The 15,217-nt window shown below is 57.8% G+C and carries 13 protein-coding genes; 6 read left to right on the forward strand and 7 right to left on the reverse strand.

The features are described 5' to 3' along the window. Positions 1-27 precede the first annotated feature (27 nt). On the forward strand, positions 28-1,050 hold the full coding sequence (locus LKR43_RS02030; RefSeq protein ID WP_227682170.1) for a cell division protein ZipA C-terminal FtsZ-binding domain-containing protein: 1,023 nt from the start codon (positions 28-30) through the stop codon (positions 1,048-1,050). 8 nt (positions 1,051-1,058) lie between these two features. Continuing rightward, on the forward strand, positions 1,059-3,140 hold the full coding sequence (ligA, locus tag LKR43_RS02035) for an NAD-dependent DNA ligase LigA (protein ID WP_227682297.1): 2,082 nt from the start codon (positions 1,059-1,061) through the stop codon (positions 3,138-3,140). Between the two features lie 672 nt (positions 3,141-3,812). Here ligA and LKR43_RS02040 read toward each other — a convergent pair. From LKR43_RS02040 to msrB, 4 genes are read right to left on the reverse strand one after another with little or no spacing between them, the layout of a single operon-like run. Then, on the reverse strand, positions 3,813-4,589 hold the full coding sequence (locus tag LKR43_RS02040) for a peptidylprolyl isomerase (protein WP_227682171.1): 777 nt from the start codon (positions 4,587-4,589) through the stop codon (positions 3,813-3,815). Positions 4,590-4,606: 17 nt separating this feature from the next. After that, positions 4,607-4,870 carry a BolA family transcriptional regulator gene (locus tag LKR43_RS02045; protein ID WP_227682172.1) on the reverse strand — a complete coding sequence of 88 codons (264 nt, stop codon included), beginning with the start codon at positions 4,868-4,870 and terminating at the stop codon, positions 4,607-4,609. After that, positions 4,870-5,454, reverse strand: a complete 585-nt coding sequence (locus LKR43_RS02050) for a septation protein A (protein WP_227682173.1) — start codon at positions 5,452-5,454, stop codon at positions 4,870-4,872. The genes LKR43_RS02045 and LKR43_RS02050 overlap by 1 nt, the downstream gene beginning before the upstream one ends. Further along, positions 5,454-5,846, reverse strand: coding sequence for a peptide-methionine (R)-S-oxide reductase MsrB (gene msrB / locus LKR43_RS02055; protein ID WP_227682174.1), 393 nt, complete (start codon positions 5,844-5,846; stop codon positions 5,454-5,456). The genes LKR43_RS02050 and msrB overlap by 1 nt, the downstream gene beginning before the upstream one ends. 419 nt (positions 5,847-6,265) lie before the next feature. Between msrB and LKR43_RS02060 the strand changes: the two genes are divergently transcribed. From LKR43_RS02060 to LKR43_RS02075, 4 genes are all read left to right on the forward strand, one after another. Further along, positions 6,266-7,429, forward strand: a complete 1,164-nt coding sequence (locus tag LKR43_RS02060) for an ABC transporter substrate-binding protein (protein ID WP_227682298.1) — start codon at positions 6,266-6,268, stop codon at positions 7,427-7,429. 105 nt (positions 7,430-7,534) lie between these two features. Next, positions 7,535-8,572 carry a branched-chain amino acid ABC transporter permease gene (locus tag LKR43_RS02065; protein ID WP_227682175.1) on the forward strand — a complete coding sequence of 346 codons (1,038 nt, stop codon included), beginning with the start codon at positions 7,535-7,537 and terminating at the stop codon, positions 8,570-8,572. A 4-nt stretch (positions 8,573-8,576) separates the two neighbouring features. After that, a complete protein-coding gene (locus LKR43_RS02070) occupies positions 8,577-10,427 on the forward strand; it encodes an ATP-binding cassette domain-containing protein (RefSeq protein ID WP_227682176.1) in 1,851 nt (616 codons plus the stop codon). Continuing rightward, positions 10,424-11,203: an ABC transporter ATP-binding protein gene (locus LKR43_RS02075; protein ID WP_227682177.1), complete on the forward strand. Its 780-nt coding sequence runs from the start codon at positions 10,424-10,426 to the stop codon at positions 11,201-11,203. Before LKR43_RS02070 ends, LKR43_RS02075 begins: the two co-directional genes overlap by 4 nt. Before the next feature lie 833 nt (positions 11,204-12,036). Here LKR43_RS02075 and LKR43_RS02080 read toward each other — a convergent pair. The 3 genes from LKR43_RS02080 to LKR43_RS02090 all read right to left on the reverse strand — a co-directional run bounded on the left by LKR43_RS02080 (position 12,037) and on the right by LKR43_RS02090 (position 15,195). Beyond that, entirely contained in the window at positions 12,037-13,008 is a 972-nt protein-coding gene (locus tag LKR43_RS02080; protein WP_227682178.1) for a branched-chain amino acid ABC transporter permease, read from the reverse strand. Beyond that, positions 13,005-13,892, reverse strand: a complete 888-nt coding sequence (locus tag LKR43_RS02085; RefSeq protein WP_227682179.1) for a branched-chain amino acid ABC transporter permease — start codon at positions 13,890-13,892, stop codon at positions 13,005-13,007. Before LKR43_RS02085 ends, LKR43_RS02080 begins: the two co-directional genes overlap by 4 nt. A 91-nt stretch (positions 13,893-13,983) precedes the next feature. Next, complete coding sequence (locus LKR43_RS02090; RefSeq protein WP_227682180.1) at positions 13,984-15,195, reverse strand: ABC transporter substrate-binding protein; 1,212 nt, start codon at positions 15,193-15,195, stop codon at positions 13,984-13,986. Between the last annotated feature and the right edge of the window lie 22 nt (positions 15,196-15,217).

Genomic DNA, 15,217 nt, shown 5'->3' on the forward strand with positions numbered 1-15,217 from the left:
ACGTTTGATGATACGGCGAGGCTGATAATGAGCGACTTGCAGATTGGTTTGATTATTCTTGGTATTGCCTTGATCCTGATCGTGCTGCTCTTTAATTGGTGGCAGGATTTGCAGGTACGCAGGAAAATGCAGGAGCATTTTCCCGAGCGCGAGCATGATCCACTCATGGGTGGCAGTACAGCGTCGCAGGGCCGTCGTGAGCCGGGTCTGGGCATACGTCCGCCCGAAGAGGAAACCCAGGCCGATGATGCTGCAGAGGTCGATTCCGCCACAGAGGTCGTGATCGACATTGCTTTTGCGCAGGCCGTACCCAGTGCGTCGCTGCATGCTGCCTTGCAGTCCTTGCTCAAGCCGGGCAGCAAGGCGGTGCGGATCTTCGCTGAACGCGAAGGCGGCGGGCATCGCGCACGCTTGCGGCCAGGAGAGTCCTACGTGTCCATGCAGCTGGCGGTACAGCTGGCCAATCGCAGCGGTCCGCTGACTGACATCGAGTGGTCGCAACTCTGGACGGCGGCTCAGGGCCTGGCTGAACGTTTCGACGGCGCCATCGAAGCGCCTGAGCAAGACGAGGTGTTGTCACGCGCACAGGAACTCGACGCGCTTTGTGCAGCGCTTGATGCACAAGTGGGCCTGGTTCTGCGTCTGCAGGACGTCCTGACTGTTGCGGAAGTATCCAGCGTGCTCAAGGAAGTGGGCTTCCTGCCTTACGGGCAACAGCTGGCCTGGATGTCTGACACCGGCTTGCCACGCTTTACCGCGCTGCTTGACGGCGCTCCAGCGCTGGATGCCCCATCGGCCAGTGTGAGCCGTGTCGATTTGCTGCTGGACCTGCCCAACAGCCCGGCCGATGAGCAGGCTTTCAGCCGCATGGCCAGCGTCGGGCGCGACCTGTCACGTCGTCTGAAGGCGGAACTGCTGGATGACCAGGGTCATCTGGTGTCCGATAACTCCGACCAGGCTATCGATGCACAGCTGCTCGAGCTGTATGGCAAGCTGGGGCAGGTAGGTTTCGAGGCCGGTACAGAGCGCACGGTACGGGTTTTTTCGTGACAAATTCCATGCAGGAAAGTACACCGGCCCAGCAGGCTGAGGCCTTGCGGGCGGAAATCAACGAGCACAATCACCGCTACTATGTGCTGGATGCACCGGTGGTTTCCGATGCGGCCTACGACAAGCTGATGAACAGCCTGATAGCGTTGGAGCAGGCGCATCCTGAATTGATTACACCCGAATCACCCACACAGCGTGTAGGCGCGCAGCCGGTGTCGGCCCTGGGCAGCATCCGGCACGCGGTTCCGATGCGATCGCTGGGCAATGCGTTCGAAGAGGAGGATGTGCAGGCCTTCAGCAAGCGTGTGTTCGACACGCTGTACGGCGCCGGGCTGGCCCGGGCCGAGGATCAGGTGCAGTATATGGCCGAACTCAAATTCGACGGCCTGGCGGTGAGCCTGCGCTACGAAGACGGCAAGCTGGTGCAAGCTGCTACGCGTGGCGATGGCCAGACGGGTGAAGACATCACCAGCAATATCCGTACCTTGCGCTCGGTCCCCCTCAAGCTGAAAGGCGATTACCCGCAGGTGCTGGAAGTGCGGGGTGAAGTCTTGATGAACCGGCGCGATTTCGAAAAACTGAATCAGGCTCAGCAAGAACGCGGTGACAAGGTTTTCGTCAATCCGCGCAATGCCGCGGCGGGCAGCCTGCGCCAGCTTGATCCGCGCATTACTGCCAAACGGCCACTACGTTTCTATGCCTATGGCTGGGGTGAAATCCGCAAGGTCCACGATGGCCAGCTGGAAGTATTTCGCCAGGAGTCGGGCAGCCCGGACATGCCTCGCAAGACCCATGCGCAGATGCTCGATTGGCTGCAGGCCCTGGGCTTGCCGGTAAGTGATACGCGCAAACTGGTTTGTGGTGCGGAAGGCTTGCTGGAGTATTACAGACATATTGGCGAGACCCGCAGTACCTTGCCTTTTGATATCGATGGCGTGGTCTACAAGGTGGACTCGCTGCAGGCGCAGGAAGTGCTGGGCTATGTGGCCCGCGCGCCGCGTTTTGCGGTTGCCCACAAGTTTCCTGCGCAGGAAGAAACCACACGATTGCTGAGCATAGAAGTGCAGGTGGGTCGTACTGGTGCCATCACCCCGGTAGCCCGGCTTGAGCCGGTATTTGTAGGCGGTGTCACGGTGACCAACGCCACGCTGCACAATGAAGACGAGATACGTCGCAAGGACGTCCGGGTAGGGGACACGGTTGTGGTCCGCAGAGCCGGCGATGTTATTCCCGAGGTGCTGGCGCCGGTGCTGGACCTGCGTCCGCCCGGCACCAGTCTGTTTGTCATGCCGACTGAGTGTCCAGTGTGCGGTTCAGCGATAGAGCGCCCTGAAGACGAAGCCGTCTCGCGCTGTACCGGTGGTTTGTTCTGCGCGGCTCAGCGCAAGCAAAGTCTCAGTCATGCTGCGGGTCGCAAGGCGCTTGATATCGACGGCCTGGGTGAAAAGCTGGTCGAGCAACTGGTCGACAGTGGTCGAGTAAAGTCACTGGCAGATCTGTTCACACTGACCAGCGATGAGCTGGCGGCCTACGAGCGTATGGGACGCAAGTCCGCCGATAATCTGGTGGCCGCGCTCGACAAGGCGCGTACGCCCGATCTGGGGCGCTTGCTTTACGCTCTGGGTATACGTCACGTCGGCGAGACCACCGCGCGCGATCTGGCCTTGCATTTTGGTTCGGTGGAGGCTGTGATGGCAGCCGACGAGGCAGCCTTGTTGCAGGTGCATGATGTGGGGATGGTGGTGGCGGCGTCGATACTGAATTTCTTCGGCGAGCCTCATAACCGTGAAGTGATAACGCAGCTGGTTGAAGCAGGTGTGCATGCCTCGGCGCCGGAGCAGGCCTCGGGATCCGACCTGCCCCTGGCGGGCAAGACACTGGTGCTGACAGGCACCATGCCCAACTGGACGCGTGATGAAGCGACGCGGCATATCCTTGCCGCAGGCGGCAAGGTCAGCGGCTCGGTTTCCAGGAAGACTGCCTATGTGGTGGCCGGCGAGGAGGCCGGCAGCAAGCTGACCAAGGCGGCGGAGCTGGGGGTGGCTGTTCTTGATGAGGATGGGTTGAAGGCGTTGCTGGGAGTCGGGTGATTGGCCGGGAACTCCGGAGTGTTCCGGAGTCCGGCAATGCTCAGAGTTTCGTAATCTCCCTGATATTCGGTACTTAAGAAAGCCATGCGTATCAGGGGCCGTTCCGGCTTCACGCGCTACGTCCCTGGCTGCGTTGCGCCAGGGATACCCGATTTATGCGGGGCAGGCGAGGCGCCTCCACAACCCCTGATACGCATGGCTTTTTAGTACATGAATGTCGGGAGGTCATTGGCGGCGTGAGCCCTGGACCTGGTCTGTGCCTGCGTCTGGCCCAGTCTTGGCACTGACTCTGGTGCTGGACCAGGCGCCGGCTCTGGCCCCGAGTTCGGAGTCACGATGTGGGTTGTACCGGCCGTCGCCATGGGGGTATGGGGCATAAGCCGGCCGTTCGGCCAGCGCCGCATGCTGACGAAGGGAAGGTGGGGGCTGTCGTCGGGCGCTGTTTGACCGGAGCGTAGCGTAGGGAGTTCGCCCGACGCCCACTTGGACGAGGCAGATGCGGGAAGTCAGGCTGCGCAGCAGACTGACCGCAGGACGGGCCGGCGTTGCCCCATACCCCCATGGCGACGGCTACCCCACATAAGAGCTCAGTTCAAGCTCAGCAAAGTGGCCCATGCATAAAAAAGGCCTCTGCAAACAACACAGAGGCCTGAATACCATACCGACTGTTCGTTACTTGATGTCGGCATCCTTCATCAGTTTGTCCTGGAACTCAGCCAGTTGTTGCTGACGCAGCATTTCCTCGATTTGAGGCTTGACCTCGGCCAGCTCAGGGAACTTGACGTCGCGGGCATCGTCGACCTGGATAATATGCCAACCGAACTGGCTCTGCACAGGAGCGGCACTCATTTCACCCTTTTTCAGCTTTTCGACTGCCTGGGCAAACTCGGGGACATAGTTGCTGGACGGAGCCCAGCCCAGGTCTCCACCGTTCTTGCCACTGCCGGGATCGATAGAATCTTTCTTGGCAGCATCTTCAAAAGTGACCTTCTTGGCTTTGATTGATGCGATCAGATCTTCGGCAGCCTTTTGCTCCTTGACCAGAATGTGACGTACCTTGTATTCCTGCTTGCCGGCTTGCAGACCTTTGATCTTGTCATATTCAGCCTGGATCTTGGCATCGGTGACCGGATTCTTCTTCAATTGATCAGCCATGAGTGCGCGCACCAGGATACCCTGGCGTGCCAGTTCTATTTCCTGCTTGACGTCGGCCTGCTTGTCTATGCCTGCCTTCTCGGCAGCCTGCACCGCTACCAGGCGGTTGACCATTTCCTGCTTGACCTGGGTGCGCAGCTCGGGAGTGTCCTGGGCACCTTGCTGAACAAGCAGCGCCACGAATTGGTCGAGTTTATCTTGCGTGATGGCCTTGCCATTGACCGTGGCAACGGTTTGCGCATAAGCGGGGATGGCAATGGCGCATGCAGCAGCCAGTACAGCGAGTCGTTTCATGTAATTCCTTTAGGCTTTCAAAAATTTTCTTTGGCGATGATGGCCAAGGCGTGAATCGGGTAAGGCATCAGGTCGTGAACGCGATCATACACAAGTCTGTGGCGCGCAAGCGTTGAAAGTCCTGTGAATTGGGGTGACCAGATGTACAGACGAAAGTGGCTGGCCCCGTCTTTGCTGCCGGCATGGCCTGCATGCAGGTGAGACTCATCGACGAGGTCAAAGTGAGTGGGTTGCAGGGCCTGCAGCCTCTCGGTAAGCAATTGCTTGCGCTCTTCCGACATTATGAGTGCTCCTTGGAGTCGGTGGGGCCGGCAAGTGTATTCGATGCATCGTCTTTCATGTGCTTGCCCAGCCAGATGGATTGCACAATCACAAACACAAGCAGCAGGGCCATCAGGCCGAATACTTTGAAGTTAACCCATTGTGCTTCAGTGAAGTTGCCAGAAAACGCTACATACAGATTCAGGGCGCCCGACAGGAAAAAGAAGGCGGACCAGCTGTAGTTGAGCTTGTCCCAGACGACGGCAGGCATTTCAACTTTGCCGCCCATCAGCTTATGCATGAGATTGCGGCCGAAAAAAAGCTTGCCGCCAATCAGGATCGCTGCGAACAGCCAATACAGGACGGTCGGTTTCCACTTGATGAAGGCATCGTTGTGAAAAAACAGCGTTGCCCCGCCGAAGATCACGATGACGGAAAGGTTGATCCAGTGTGTGGCTTCTATGGCTTTGCCGGTGGCCTTAAGCCAGATGAATTGCCCGACGCCGGCGGCAATAGCCACTGCGGTCGCCGTATAAATATCCGAAAACTTGAACGCCAGGAAAAACAGGATCAGCGGAAATAAGTCGAACAGGAATTTTTTCATTACGCGGGCTCGAAGGTGAGCGAGACGGAATTGATGCAGTAGCGCAGGCCGGTGGGCGGAGGGCCATCGGGAAAGACGTGCCCGAGGTGAGAGTCACAGATATTGCACAGAACCTCTGTGCGGACCATGCCGTGGCTGGTGTCGGTTTCCTCGCGGACGTTATCGGGATCCAGGGCCTGGAAATAGCTGGGCCAGCCGCAACCGGCGTCAAACTTGGTGTCTGAGGCGAACAGGGCGGTGCCACAGCCCACGCAGCGGTAAATGCCGGCATCGGTGGTGTTCCAGTAGCGCCCGCTGAAAGGCCGTTCGGTGCCTTTCTGACGTGCAACCACGTATTCTTCCGGAGTAAGCTCGGCGCGCCATTGTGCGTCGCTCTTGGTGATTTTGTTCACATCAATACCTTAAAAGCATGAGTTTTTCCATCTGCCATGTTAATCGACTTTCGGAACATGAATAAGTTGCAGGCGTTTCAGTTTATTTTTGGTCATGTGTTAGGGGGAAGCCTGGCAGCTGCACGGTGATGCAGGGAATCCCCTAAAAGACTTGTCTATTGATTTTATCGATAATGCCGGGTCGTCCGTCTGCTGTTTTCGTACGGCGAGGTGCGCCATATTTCAGCGTTTACACGCTGTTTTCCCTGTAGTTTCTTAATCCATATCAGGAAAACACTAATAGTTTTTCCTTGATTTAAAGTGATACTCTTATTTCACAAACAGAGCAGATTCTGTATAACTTTCTGAATAACAACTTTTTAAGGCCGGCTACCACTTCTGATGGCGGCTACCGTCTACCACGGAGACAATCAATGAAAATGAATCAGTCAATCAGGCTTTCGGTAGTTGCCGGCGCTGTGGCCCTGGCCATGCCCCTGCTCGCTTCAGCCCAGATCAAGGTCGGTGTGACCGTTGCAAGTACCGGGCCGGCGGCATCGCTGGGTATCCCCGAGCGCAATACGGTGGCGCTGCTGCCCACCGAGGTCGCCGGTCAGAAAATTGAATACATCGTGCTCGACGACGGCACCGACACCACGGTAGCCGTCAAGAACATGCGCAAGCTGATTACTGATGACAACGTCGATGTGATCATCGGCACGTCGGTCACGCCTGGCTCGCTGGCCATGGTCGACGTGGCTGGTGAAACCAAAACGCCCATGATCAGTGTGGCTGCCAACGCCAAAATCGTCGAACCCGTTGAAGGCCCGCGTCAGTGGGTATTCAAAACGCCCCAGAACGACCAGTTGATGGCGGGTGCATTGGCCGACGCCATGGCCAAGCAAGGCATCAAGAAGCTGGGCTTCATCGGTTACAACGACGCCTACGGCGAGGGCTGGCTCAATGTGATGACCGCGGCCGCCAAGGCCAAGGGCATCGAAATGGTGGCTGTCGAACGCTACGGCCGCACTGACACCAGTGTTACGGGTCAGGCGCTGAAGCTGGTTGCGGCCAAGCCCGACGGTATTCTGGTGGCCGGTTCGGGCACACCGGTAGCCTTGCCACAGCGCGAACTCAAGAGCCGCGGCTACAAGGGCATCATGTATCAAACCCACGGTGCGGCCAACAACGACGTGCTGCGCGTATGTGGTAAAGATTGCAACGACATGATCCTTCCTGCCGGTCCCTTGCTGGTCGCCGACCAGCTCCCCGACAGCAACGTGGTCAAGAAAAGCGCACTCGAGTACAAATCCAAGTACGAAGCCAAATATGGTGAAGGCACCATCAACACCTTTGGTGGCCATATGTGGGATGCCGGCCTGCTGGTTTCAACCGCAATCCCCGCAGCTCTGAAAACGGGTGCCAAGCCGGGCACGGCCGAGTTCCGCAAAGCCTTGCGCGACGCGCTCGAGCAAGTCAAGGATCTTCCTGCATCGCAAGGTGTCTTCAACATGAGCCCAACCGATCACGCCGGCTTCGATGAACGCGCCCGCGTTATTGTCAAGGTCGTCGACGGCAAATGGACCTACCAGCCTGATCTATAAGGTTGCTCGCTTTCAATCCGGCCTTGCGCGGCAGCGGACGGCTGGATTGATATTTCGGATTGAAGCGCGGAGCGTTTCTTTTCCCAACGTGATGGCTGGTCCGGAATGGATACAACGATAGTACTGATTTTGTTGCAGGATGGCGTCATGAACGGCGCCATCTATGCCTTGCTGGGCTTGGCTTTGGTGCTGGTGTTCGTCGTAACACGCGTCATTTTCATTCCGCAAGGCGAATTCGTAGCCTTTGGTGCCCTGACGCTCGCTTTCATGGTTAACGGACGAATGCCAGGCACCGTCAATCTGCTGCTGATCATCGGCGCACTGGTGTTTGCAGTCGAATGCCTGTCGGCGGCACGCAGTCGCAACTGGAGCGGTATAGGCAAAACCTTTGCCTGGACTCTGTTGCTGCCCCTTGTCCTGTATTTCCTTGCCCCTTATGTCGTAAGCACAGATACGTCCTTGTGGATCAACGTGCTGTTCTCTCTTGCTCTGGTCATTCCCCTGGGGCCCATGCTGTATCGCCTGGCCTATCAGCCCGTAGCCGAAGCCAGCGTGCTGGTATTGCTGATCATTTCTGTGGCGGTGCACTTTGCCCTGACCGGCCTCGCACTGGTTTTCTTTGGCGCGGAAGGCTGGCGCACACCCCCCTTCATGGAAGGCGAAATACAAATGGGGCCCGTCAGCTGGTCGGCACAAACGTTTTTTGTACTCGGTACCTGTCTGGTGCTGATACTCGGACTCTGGATATTTTTCGGCAGAACGCTCTATGGCCGGGCCTTAAGGGCAACCGCGGTCAATCGGCGTGGTGCACGACTGGTGGGCATCAGCACCAATATGTCGGGTAGCCTGACCTTCACCCTGGCGGCTGCCATCGGCGCCTTGTCGGGCATGCTGATCGCGCCGGTTACCACCGTTTACTACGATACGGGCTTCCTGATTGGCCTGAAAGGCTTTGTGGCAGCGATTTTCGGCGGGCTGGTCAGCTATCCCATTGCGGCCGGCGGGGCTTTGTTCGTCGGCATACTCGAAGCCTTTTCTTCGTTCTGGGCCAGTGCCTACAAAGAGGTCATTGTGTTTACGCTGATCATTCCAGTGTTGTTGTGGCGTTCGTTTGGCAGCCACCACATCGAGGACGAGGAGTAAGCCCATGAACCGTATTCTGCTGATCGCTGTCGTCCTGCTGCTGGCTGCGCTGCCCTTGTTGTCTGCCACGCCTGAATTCTGGATCACACATCTTAATTACATTGGCCTGTCCAGCCTGGTAGTGCTGGGGTTGATTCTGCTTACCGGCATAGGCGGGCTGACTTCCTTCGGCCAGGCAGCCTTTGTGGGCATCGGCGCCTATACCACTGCCGTACTGACGACCGACCTGGGCTTGTCGCCCTGGCTGACCCTTTTCCTGGGGCTTGTAATTACGTTCGTGGTGTCCTATGTGCTGGGGGCCATCACCTTGCGCCTGTCGGGGCACTACCTGCCATTGGGCACCATTGCCTGGTGTCTGTCTTTGTACTACCTGTTTGGCAACATGAGCTTTCTGGGTCAATACGACGGCATTGCGGGTATTGAACCCATAGAGATCTTCGGATTCTCGCTGGGCCAGGGGCGGCATATTTACTATCTGATCTGGGCCTTTGTGCTGCTGTCCATGTGGACCACGCGCAACCTGCTTGACTCGCGGCCCGGGCGAGCCATACGCGCCCTGAAGTCTGGCGGTGGCATGGCCGAGTCCTTTGGCATCAACATGGCTGCCTATAAAGTCATTATTTTTGTCTATGCGGCATTGCTGGCCAGCATTTCGGGTTGGCTGTATGCGCACATGCAGCGTGCCGTAAGCCCCAGTCCCTTCGGTTTGAACTACGGCATTGAATACCTGTTCATGGCTGTAGTGGGCGGTGCGGGCAACGTGTGGGGTGCGGTCGTGGGCTCAGGACTCATCCTGACCCTTAAGGATCAGCTGCAGAACGTACTGCCCAAGATTCTTGATACCACTGCCAACTTCGAGCTGATTGTATTCGGCGTACTGATGATATTGGTTTTGCAATATGCGCGTGATGGCGTGTGGCCGATACTGGCGTCATGGTGGTCGATACTGACCGGCCGGACCGAAAGGCGGCGCATTGCTCCACCGGCGCCCGCTCAGGCGTTGCCTCAACGCCGGCGCCCCGAAAAAGGAACGCTGGTGCTCGAGGTCGACGCGATCCGCAAGGAATTTGGCGGTCTGGTTGCAGTCAATGACATCAGCTTCCGTCTGAAGGCGGGCGAGATCATGGGTTTGATCGGCCCCAACGGCGCCGGCAAAAGTACGACCTTCAATCTTATTACCGGCGTGTTGCCTGCAACGCGCGGCAAGGTACGCTTTCTCGACGACCGCCTCGATACTTTGTCGGCGCGCGATATCGCCAAGCGGGGTGTCGGACGAACATTCCAGCACGTACAGCTGCTGCCCACCATGACAGTGCTCGAGAACGTGGCGCTGGGTGCCCATTTGCGCAGTAACGTAGGCGTACTGTCAGCCGCGCTGCATACGGAGCGACGTCAGGAAGCCGAGCTGTTGCACGAGGCGGCCAAGCAACTTGAGCGCGTAGGCCTGGGAGATTACTTGTACGAACAAGCGGGCAACCTGGCTCTGGGCCAGCAGCGCATTCTGGAAATTGCGCGTGCGCTGGCGGCCGATCCCGTCCTGCTGTTGCTGGACGAGCCTGCTGCCGGCCTGCGTTACAAGGAAAAGCAGGAACTGGCCGAGGTGCTCGATCAATTGCGCCAGGAGGGCATGAGCATTCTCCTGGTTGAGCATGACATGGATTTTGTGATGAATCTGACCGATCATCTGGTCGTCATGGATTTTGGTACCAAGATTGCGGAAGGCATGCCGGCTGATATTCAAAAGCATCCGGCCGTGCTTGAAGCCTATCTGGGTGGCATCGATGATGATTTTGATTTTGATGAAGACACCGCCCAGCCGACCGCTGGGGCAACCGTAGGCGCGGGGGCACTATGAGTACGAACAAGCCCAGGCATCCTATCTTGCAGGTAACTGACCTGACGGCCCGTTATGGCAAGGTCACTGCTGTGGCGGGCGCCAGCATCGCGGTAACCCGGGGCAGCATTGTCACGGTCATTGGCGGCAACGGCGCGGGCAAGTCAACGTTGCTCAATTCGATCATGGGTGCCTTGCCTGCAACGGGCAGCTGCACGGGTTCGGTGCAGTATCTGGGCTCCGAGATCGGTTCCTGGCAGGTTGAGCGGCGTGTTTCCGATGGTATTTCGCTGGTACCCGAGCGGCGTGAGCTGTTTGGCAGCATGACAGTCGAAGATAACTTGCTGCTTGGCGGTTTTCGTTTGTATCGTGCCGGCAAGCATGGCTGGAAGGCAACGATAGACGAGGTTTATGATTTGTTCCCGCGTTTGCGCGAGCGCCGTACGCAGCAGGCGGGAACGTTGTCAGGTGGTGAACGCCAGATGCTGGCTGTGGGTCGCGCACTGATGGCGCAGCCGCAATTGCTGATGCTCGACGAACCCAGTCTGGGCCTGGCACCGCGTATTGTCCGTGAGATTTTCCAGATTATTGCGCGTTTACGCAGTACGGGTGTGGCAATTCTGCTGGTCGAGCAGAACGCCCGTGCGGCGTTGCAGGTGGCCGATTATGGCTATGTGCTGGAAACGGGGGAGGTGATCCTGGAAGGCAAGGCCAAAGAGCTGGCGGGCAATCCGAGGGTTATCGAAAGTTATCTGGGACTGGGGAATGCGCAGAAGGTGACCGAGCAGGTTTCCTGATCACCGGGGATTTATGGCGGTCCGAAGAGGCGTTCGCGGATGGATATTACCCCGTTCTAAATAAAGGCACATGTGGCTGGGGCCACTCCGGCTTCACGCGCCACGACCCCGGCTGCGCCGGGGTTTCCCGTTCAATTCACGCTGCCCGGAGCGATCGCAGAACTCGCGCCGTCGGGCCGGTGGCCCGAAAACCGGCGCTCACACAACTGCGATCTTGCCTCTCCGGTCAGCGTGAATTGAACGGCGTGCGCGAGGCGCCTACGCAGCCCCAGCCACATATGCCTTTTTAGAATGGCGACTATCCGAAGGGCCATCGCCACGGCTGGTTCCACCATGGCCTGCGCGATGAAATGATGCAAAGCACTTCCAGCGCGACGCGCCAACCAACTGCCCCAAATAGGCCGCTGCCCCACAAAAAGTACCGTTGACCGGCTGGTGCTTCATGGTGTGGTGTGGGTGTCTGGGCCGGGCTGGGCGACGTTTGAGCAAGCCGCAGCGGGTGTCAGGCGGCGGGGCGCAAGAGGGCCTGCTGTTTGAGTCATCCATCAGCCCACAGGCGGCTGATGGATGGCGAGTTCAGGCCCGACCCCGCCGAATGGCGCCTGCAAGGGTACCCCCGCAGGGGGCGCAGCGATCGGAGCACAGTTCGGCCCAGACACCCACACCATGCAAGCAACCGGTCAACGGTACGAACATAGCGACCGCGTCGCAAGCAACCAGTCAACGGTACAAAGACAGCGACCGCGTCGCAATAAACCTGTTAACGGTACAAATAACAAAGGCCGGCAATACCTCTACAGGTACTGCCGGCCTTAAGCTTGAATGCCCGGCCCTTAAGCCTTGCCGGCCTTCATCTTGTGCACGAGTTCACCGACGATACCGCGCCGGAACGACATAACGCAGATGATGAAGATCAGGCCGATGACGATGGTTACCGATTCGCCCAGCACCTTGAACCATTCAATACCAGTGGTGGAACTGAGGAAACGCCCGAATTCGCCGACCTTGTTTTCCAGCACCACGACGATGATGGCGCCGATCACTGGCCCTGTAAACGTGCCCATGCCTCCGATCAGTGTCATCAGGATGACCATACCTGACATCTGCCAGGTTGCATCCGACAGCGTGGCCGAAACAAAGACCAGGGCCTTGGTTGCGCCGGCCAGGCCTGCCAATGACGCCGACAGCACGAAGACCAGGAGCTTGAAGTTGTCGACGTTATAGCCCAGCGAGATGGTACGCGGCTCGTTTTCGCGGATGGCCTTGAGCACCTGACCGAACGGGGAATTGATGGTGCGCCAGCAGATGGCATAGCCAAAGATAAAGATAGCCATCACCACGTAGTACAGATTGATGTCCTGCGACAGATCCAGGCCGAACAGTGTGCCGCGTGGAATGCCCTGGAGGCCATCTTCCCCGTGAGTGAAGGGTGCCTGAAGAAAGAAGAAAAATACCATCTGCGCCATGGCAAGCGTAATCATGGCAAAGTAAATGCCACTACGACGTATTGCCAGGGCGCCCATGACCAGGCCCATGAGCGCAGCCACGGCTGTACCGAACAGCAGCCCCGTCAGTGTGGAGAAGCCCCACACGGCCAGGGCGTGCCCGGTCGCGTAGGCGGCGCCGCCCAGGAAGGCGGCATGTCCGAATGACAGCAGCCCGGTATAGCCCAGCAGCAGATTGAAGGCGCAGGCAAACAAGGCGTAGCACATCACCTTCATGACAAAGATGGGATAAGCGCCTATTGCCGGCAGTATGGCAATAATGATCGCAACCAGTATGTAGCTTATTAATTGACGATTCATTTTTCTTTTCCAAATAGGCCGGCGGGGCGCAGCAACAGCACAATAACCATAATGATGAACACAACGGTGTTGGAGGCCTCAGGCCAGAACACCTTGGTGAAGCCCTCGATGATGCCCAGCCCCAGTCCGGTGACGATGGAACCCATGATGGAGCCCATTCCGCCGATAACCACCACGGCAAACACCACGATGATGAGGTTGGAACCCATCAGGGGTGAAACCTGCATGATAGGAGCGGCCAGTACACCGGCAAAGCCGGCCAGTGCCACACCGAAGCCGTAGGTCAGCGTTACGACCAGCGGCACGTTGACGCCAAAAGCCTCGACCAGTTTGGGATTTTCGGTACCGGCGCGCAGCAGGGCGCCAAGACGGGTTTTTTCAATGACGAACCAGGTGGCCAGGCAAACGATCAGCGAGGCAACGACTACCCATGCGCGGTAAATGGGCAGGTACATGAAGCCCAGGTTAACGCCGCCCTTGAGCAGGGCTGGTGTTGCGTAGGGTTGGCCGGAAACGCCATACAGGCTGCGGAACAGGCCTTCTATCAGAAGAGTGAGGCCGAACGTCAGCAGGAGTCCGTAGAGGTGATCCAGTTTGTAGAGGTGTCTGATCAGCGAGCGTTCGATAATGATGCCGAACAGGCCCACCAGCAAAGGTGCGATGAGCAGCATCAGCCAGTAGTTCAGGCCAAGATAGTGCAAGCCCATCCATGCAACGAAAGCGCCCAGCATGTAGAGGGCGCCATGCGCAAAGTTGATGACGTTGAGCAGCCCGAATATAACGGCCAAGCCTAATGAAAGTACGGCGTAAAACGAGCCGTTGACCAGGCCCAGTAACAGTTGCCCGAGTAAGGCCTGGATGGGAATGCCAAAAATTGCAGTCATAACGTGTCAGTAATCCGTGACGGAGGACGGACAGCCCCCCGAGATGAAGCTAGAGGCCATTTGCACTGGTGGTGCAAAGGCCTCTTCGGGTTTATTTCTTTATGAGCTTGCAGGTAGACTCTTCGAGCGAAGCATAGACTTGGTCGCCGGGCAACTTCTTGACAACCTTGTAGTAGTCCCATTCGCCTTCGGACTCGGAGGGTTTCTTGACTTCCATGAGATACATGTCGTTGACTACACGGCCATCGGCGCGCACGACAGCGTCTTTGGCGAAGAAGTCATTGACCTTGTTGGCTTTCATCCACTTCATGATTTCATCGCCATCGTCAGTGCCGGTTTCCTTGACGGCACGCAGGAAGTAGCTGGCGGCCGAGTAGTCACCTGCCTGCAGGAAGGATGGCATGCGCTTGGTTTTTTCATGGAAGCGCTTGGCCCATGTGCGGGATTCTTCGTCTTGATTCCAGTACCAGGCGGTGGTCAGGTTCATGCCTTGTGTGGCTTCCAGACCCAGAGCGTGAACGTCGTTGATGAACACCAGCAGGCCGGCCAGTTTCATGGTCTGGGTAACGCCGAATTCGTTGGCTGACTTGACCGAAGCGATGAAGTCGCCGCCGGCATTGGCCAGGCCAAGAATTTTCGCGCCGGAAGACTGAGCCTGAACCAGGAAGGAGGAGAAGTCTGCGGTGCCCAGCGGAACGCGGACCGTACCAACGACTTCGCCGCCGGCTTTCTTGACCACTTCGCTGGTATCGCGCTCAAGTGAGTGGCCGAAGGCGTAATCGGCAGTCAGGAAGAACCAGGATTTGCCGCCTTCAGACACAATGGCTGAACCTGTGCCACGTGCCAGGGCGATGGTGTCGTAGGCGTAGTGGACGGTATAGGGCGTGCATTGGGAGTTGGTCAGGTTCGAGGAACCCGGGCCAATGGCCATGAATGGCTTTTTCTTTTCTTCGGCTACGGCGGCCATGGCCAGCGCGGTTGCCGAGTTGGTGCCACCGATCAGCATGTCGATTTTTTCTTCATCGAACCATTCGCGTGCGCGAGCCGAAGCGATATCTGCTTTGTTCTGGTGGTCGGCGATCATGAATTCGATCTTTTTGCCGTTGATTTCGCCGCCAGCGTCTTCGATGGCCAGACGTACGGCTTCGCCGCCTCCGGGGCCGTCGATGTCGGAGTAAACACTGGACATGTCGGTAATCATGCCGATCCGGATGACATCGTCAGAGATGCCGGCCGCCTGTCCCGGAAGGGTAAAGCCGAGCCCGGCTACGGCAAGCGCTGCTGATAGAGTGCGTAGTTTCATAAGTAAGTCTCCTTGGTGATGT

The sequence above is a fragment of the Pusillimonas sp. MFBS29 genome (assembly GCF_020687695.1).
Lineage (GTDB): Bacteria > Pseudomonadota > Gammaproteobacteria > Burkholderiales > Burkholderiaceae_B > Pusillimonas_C.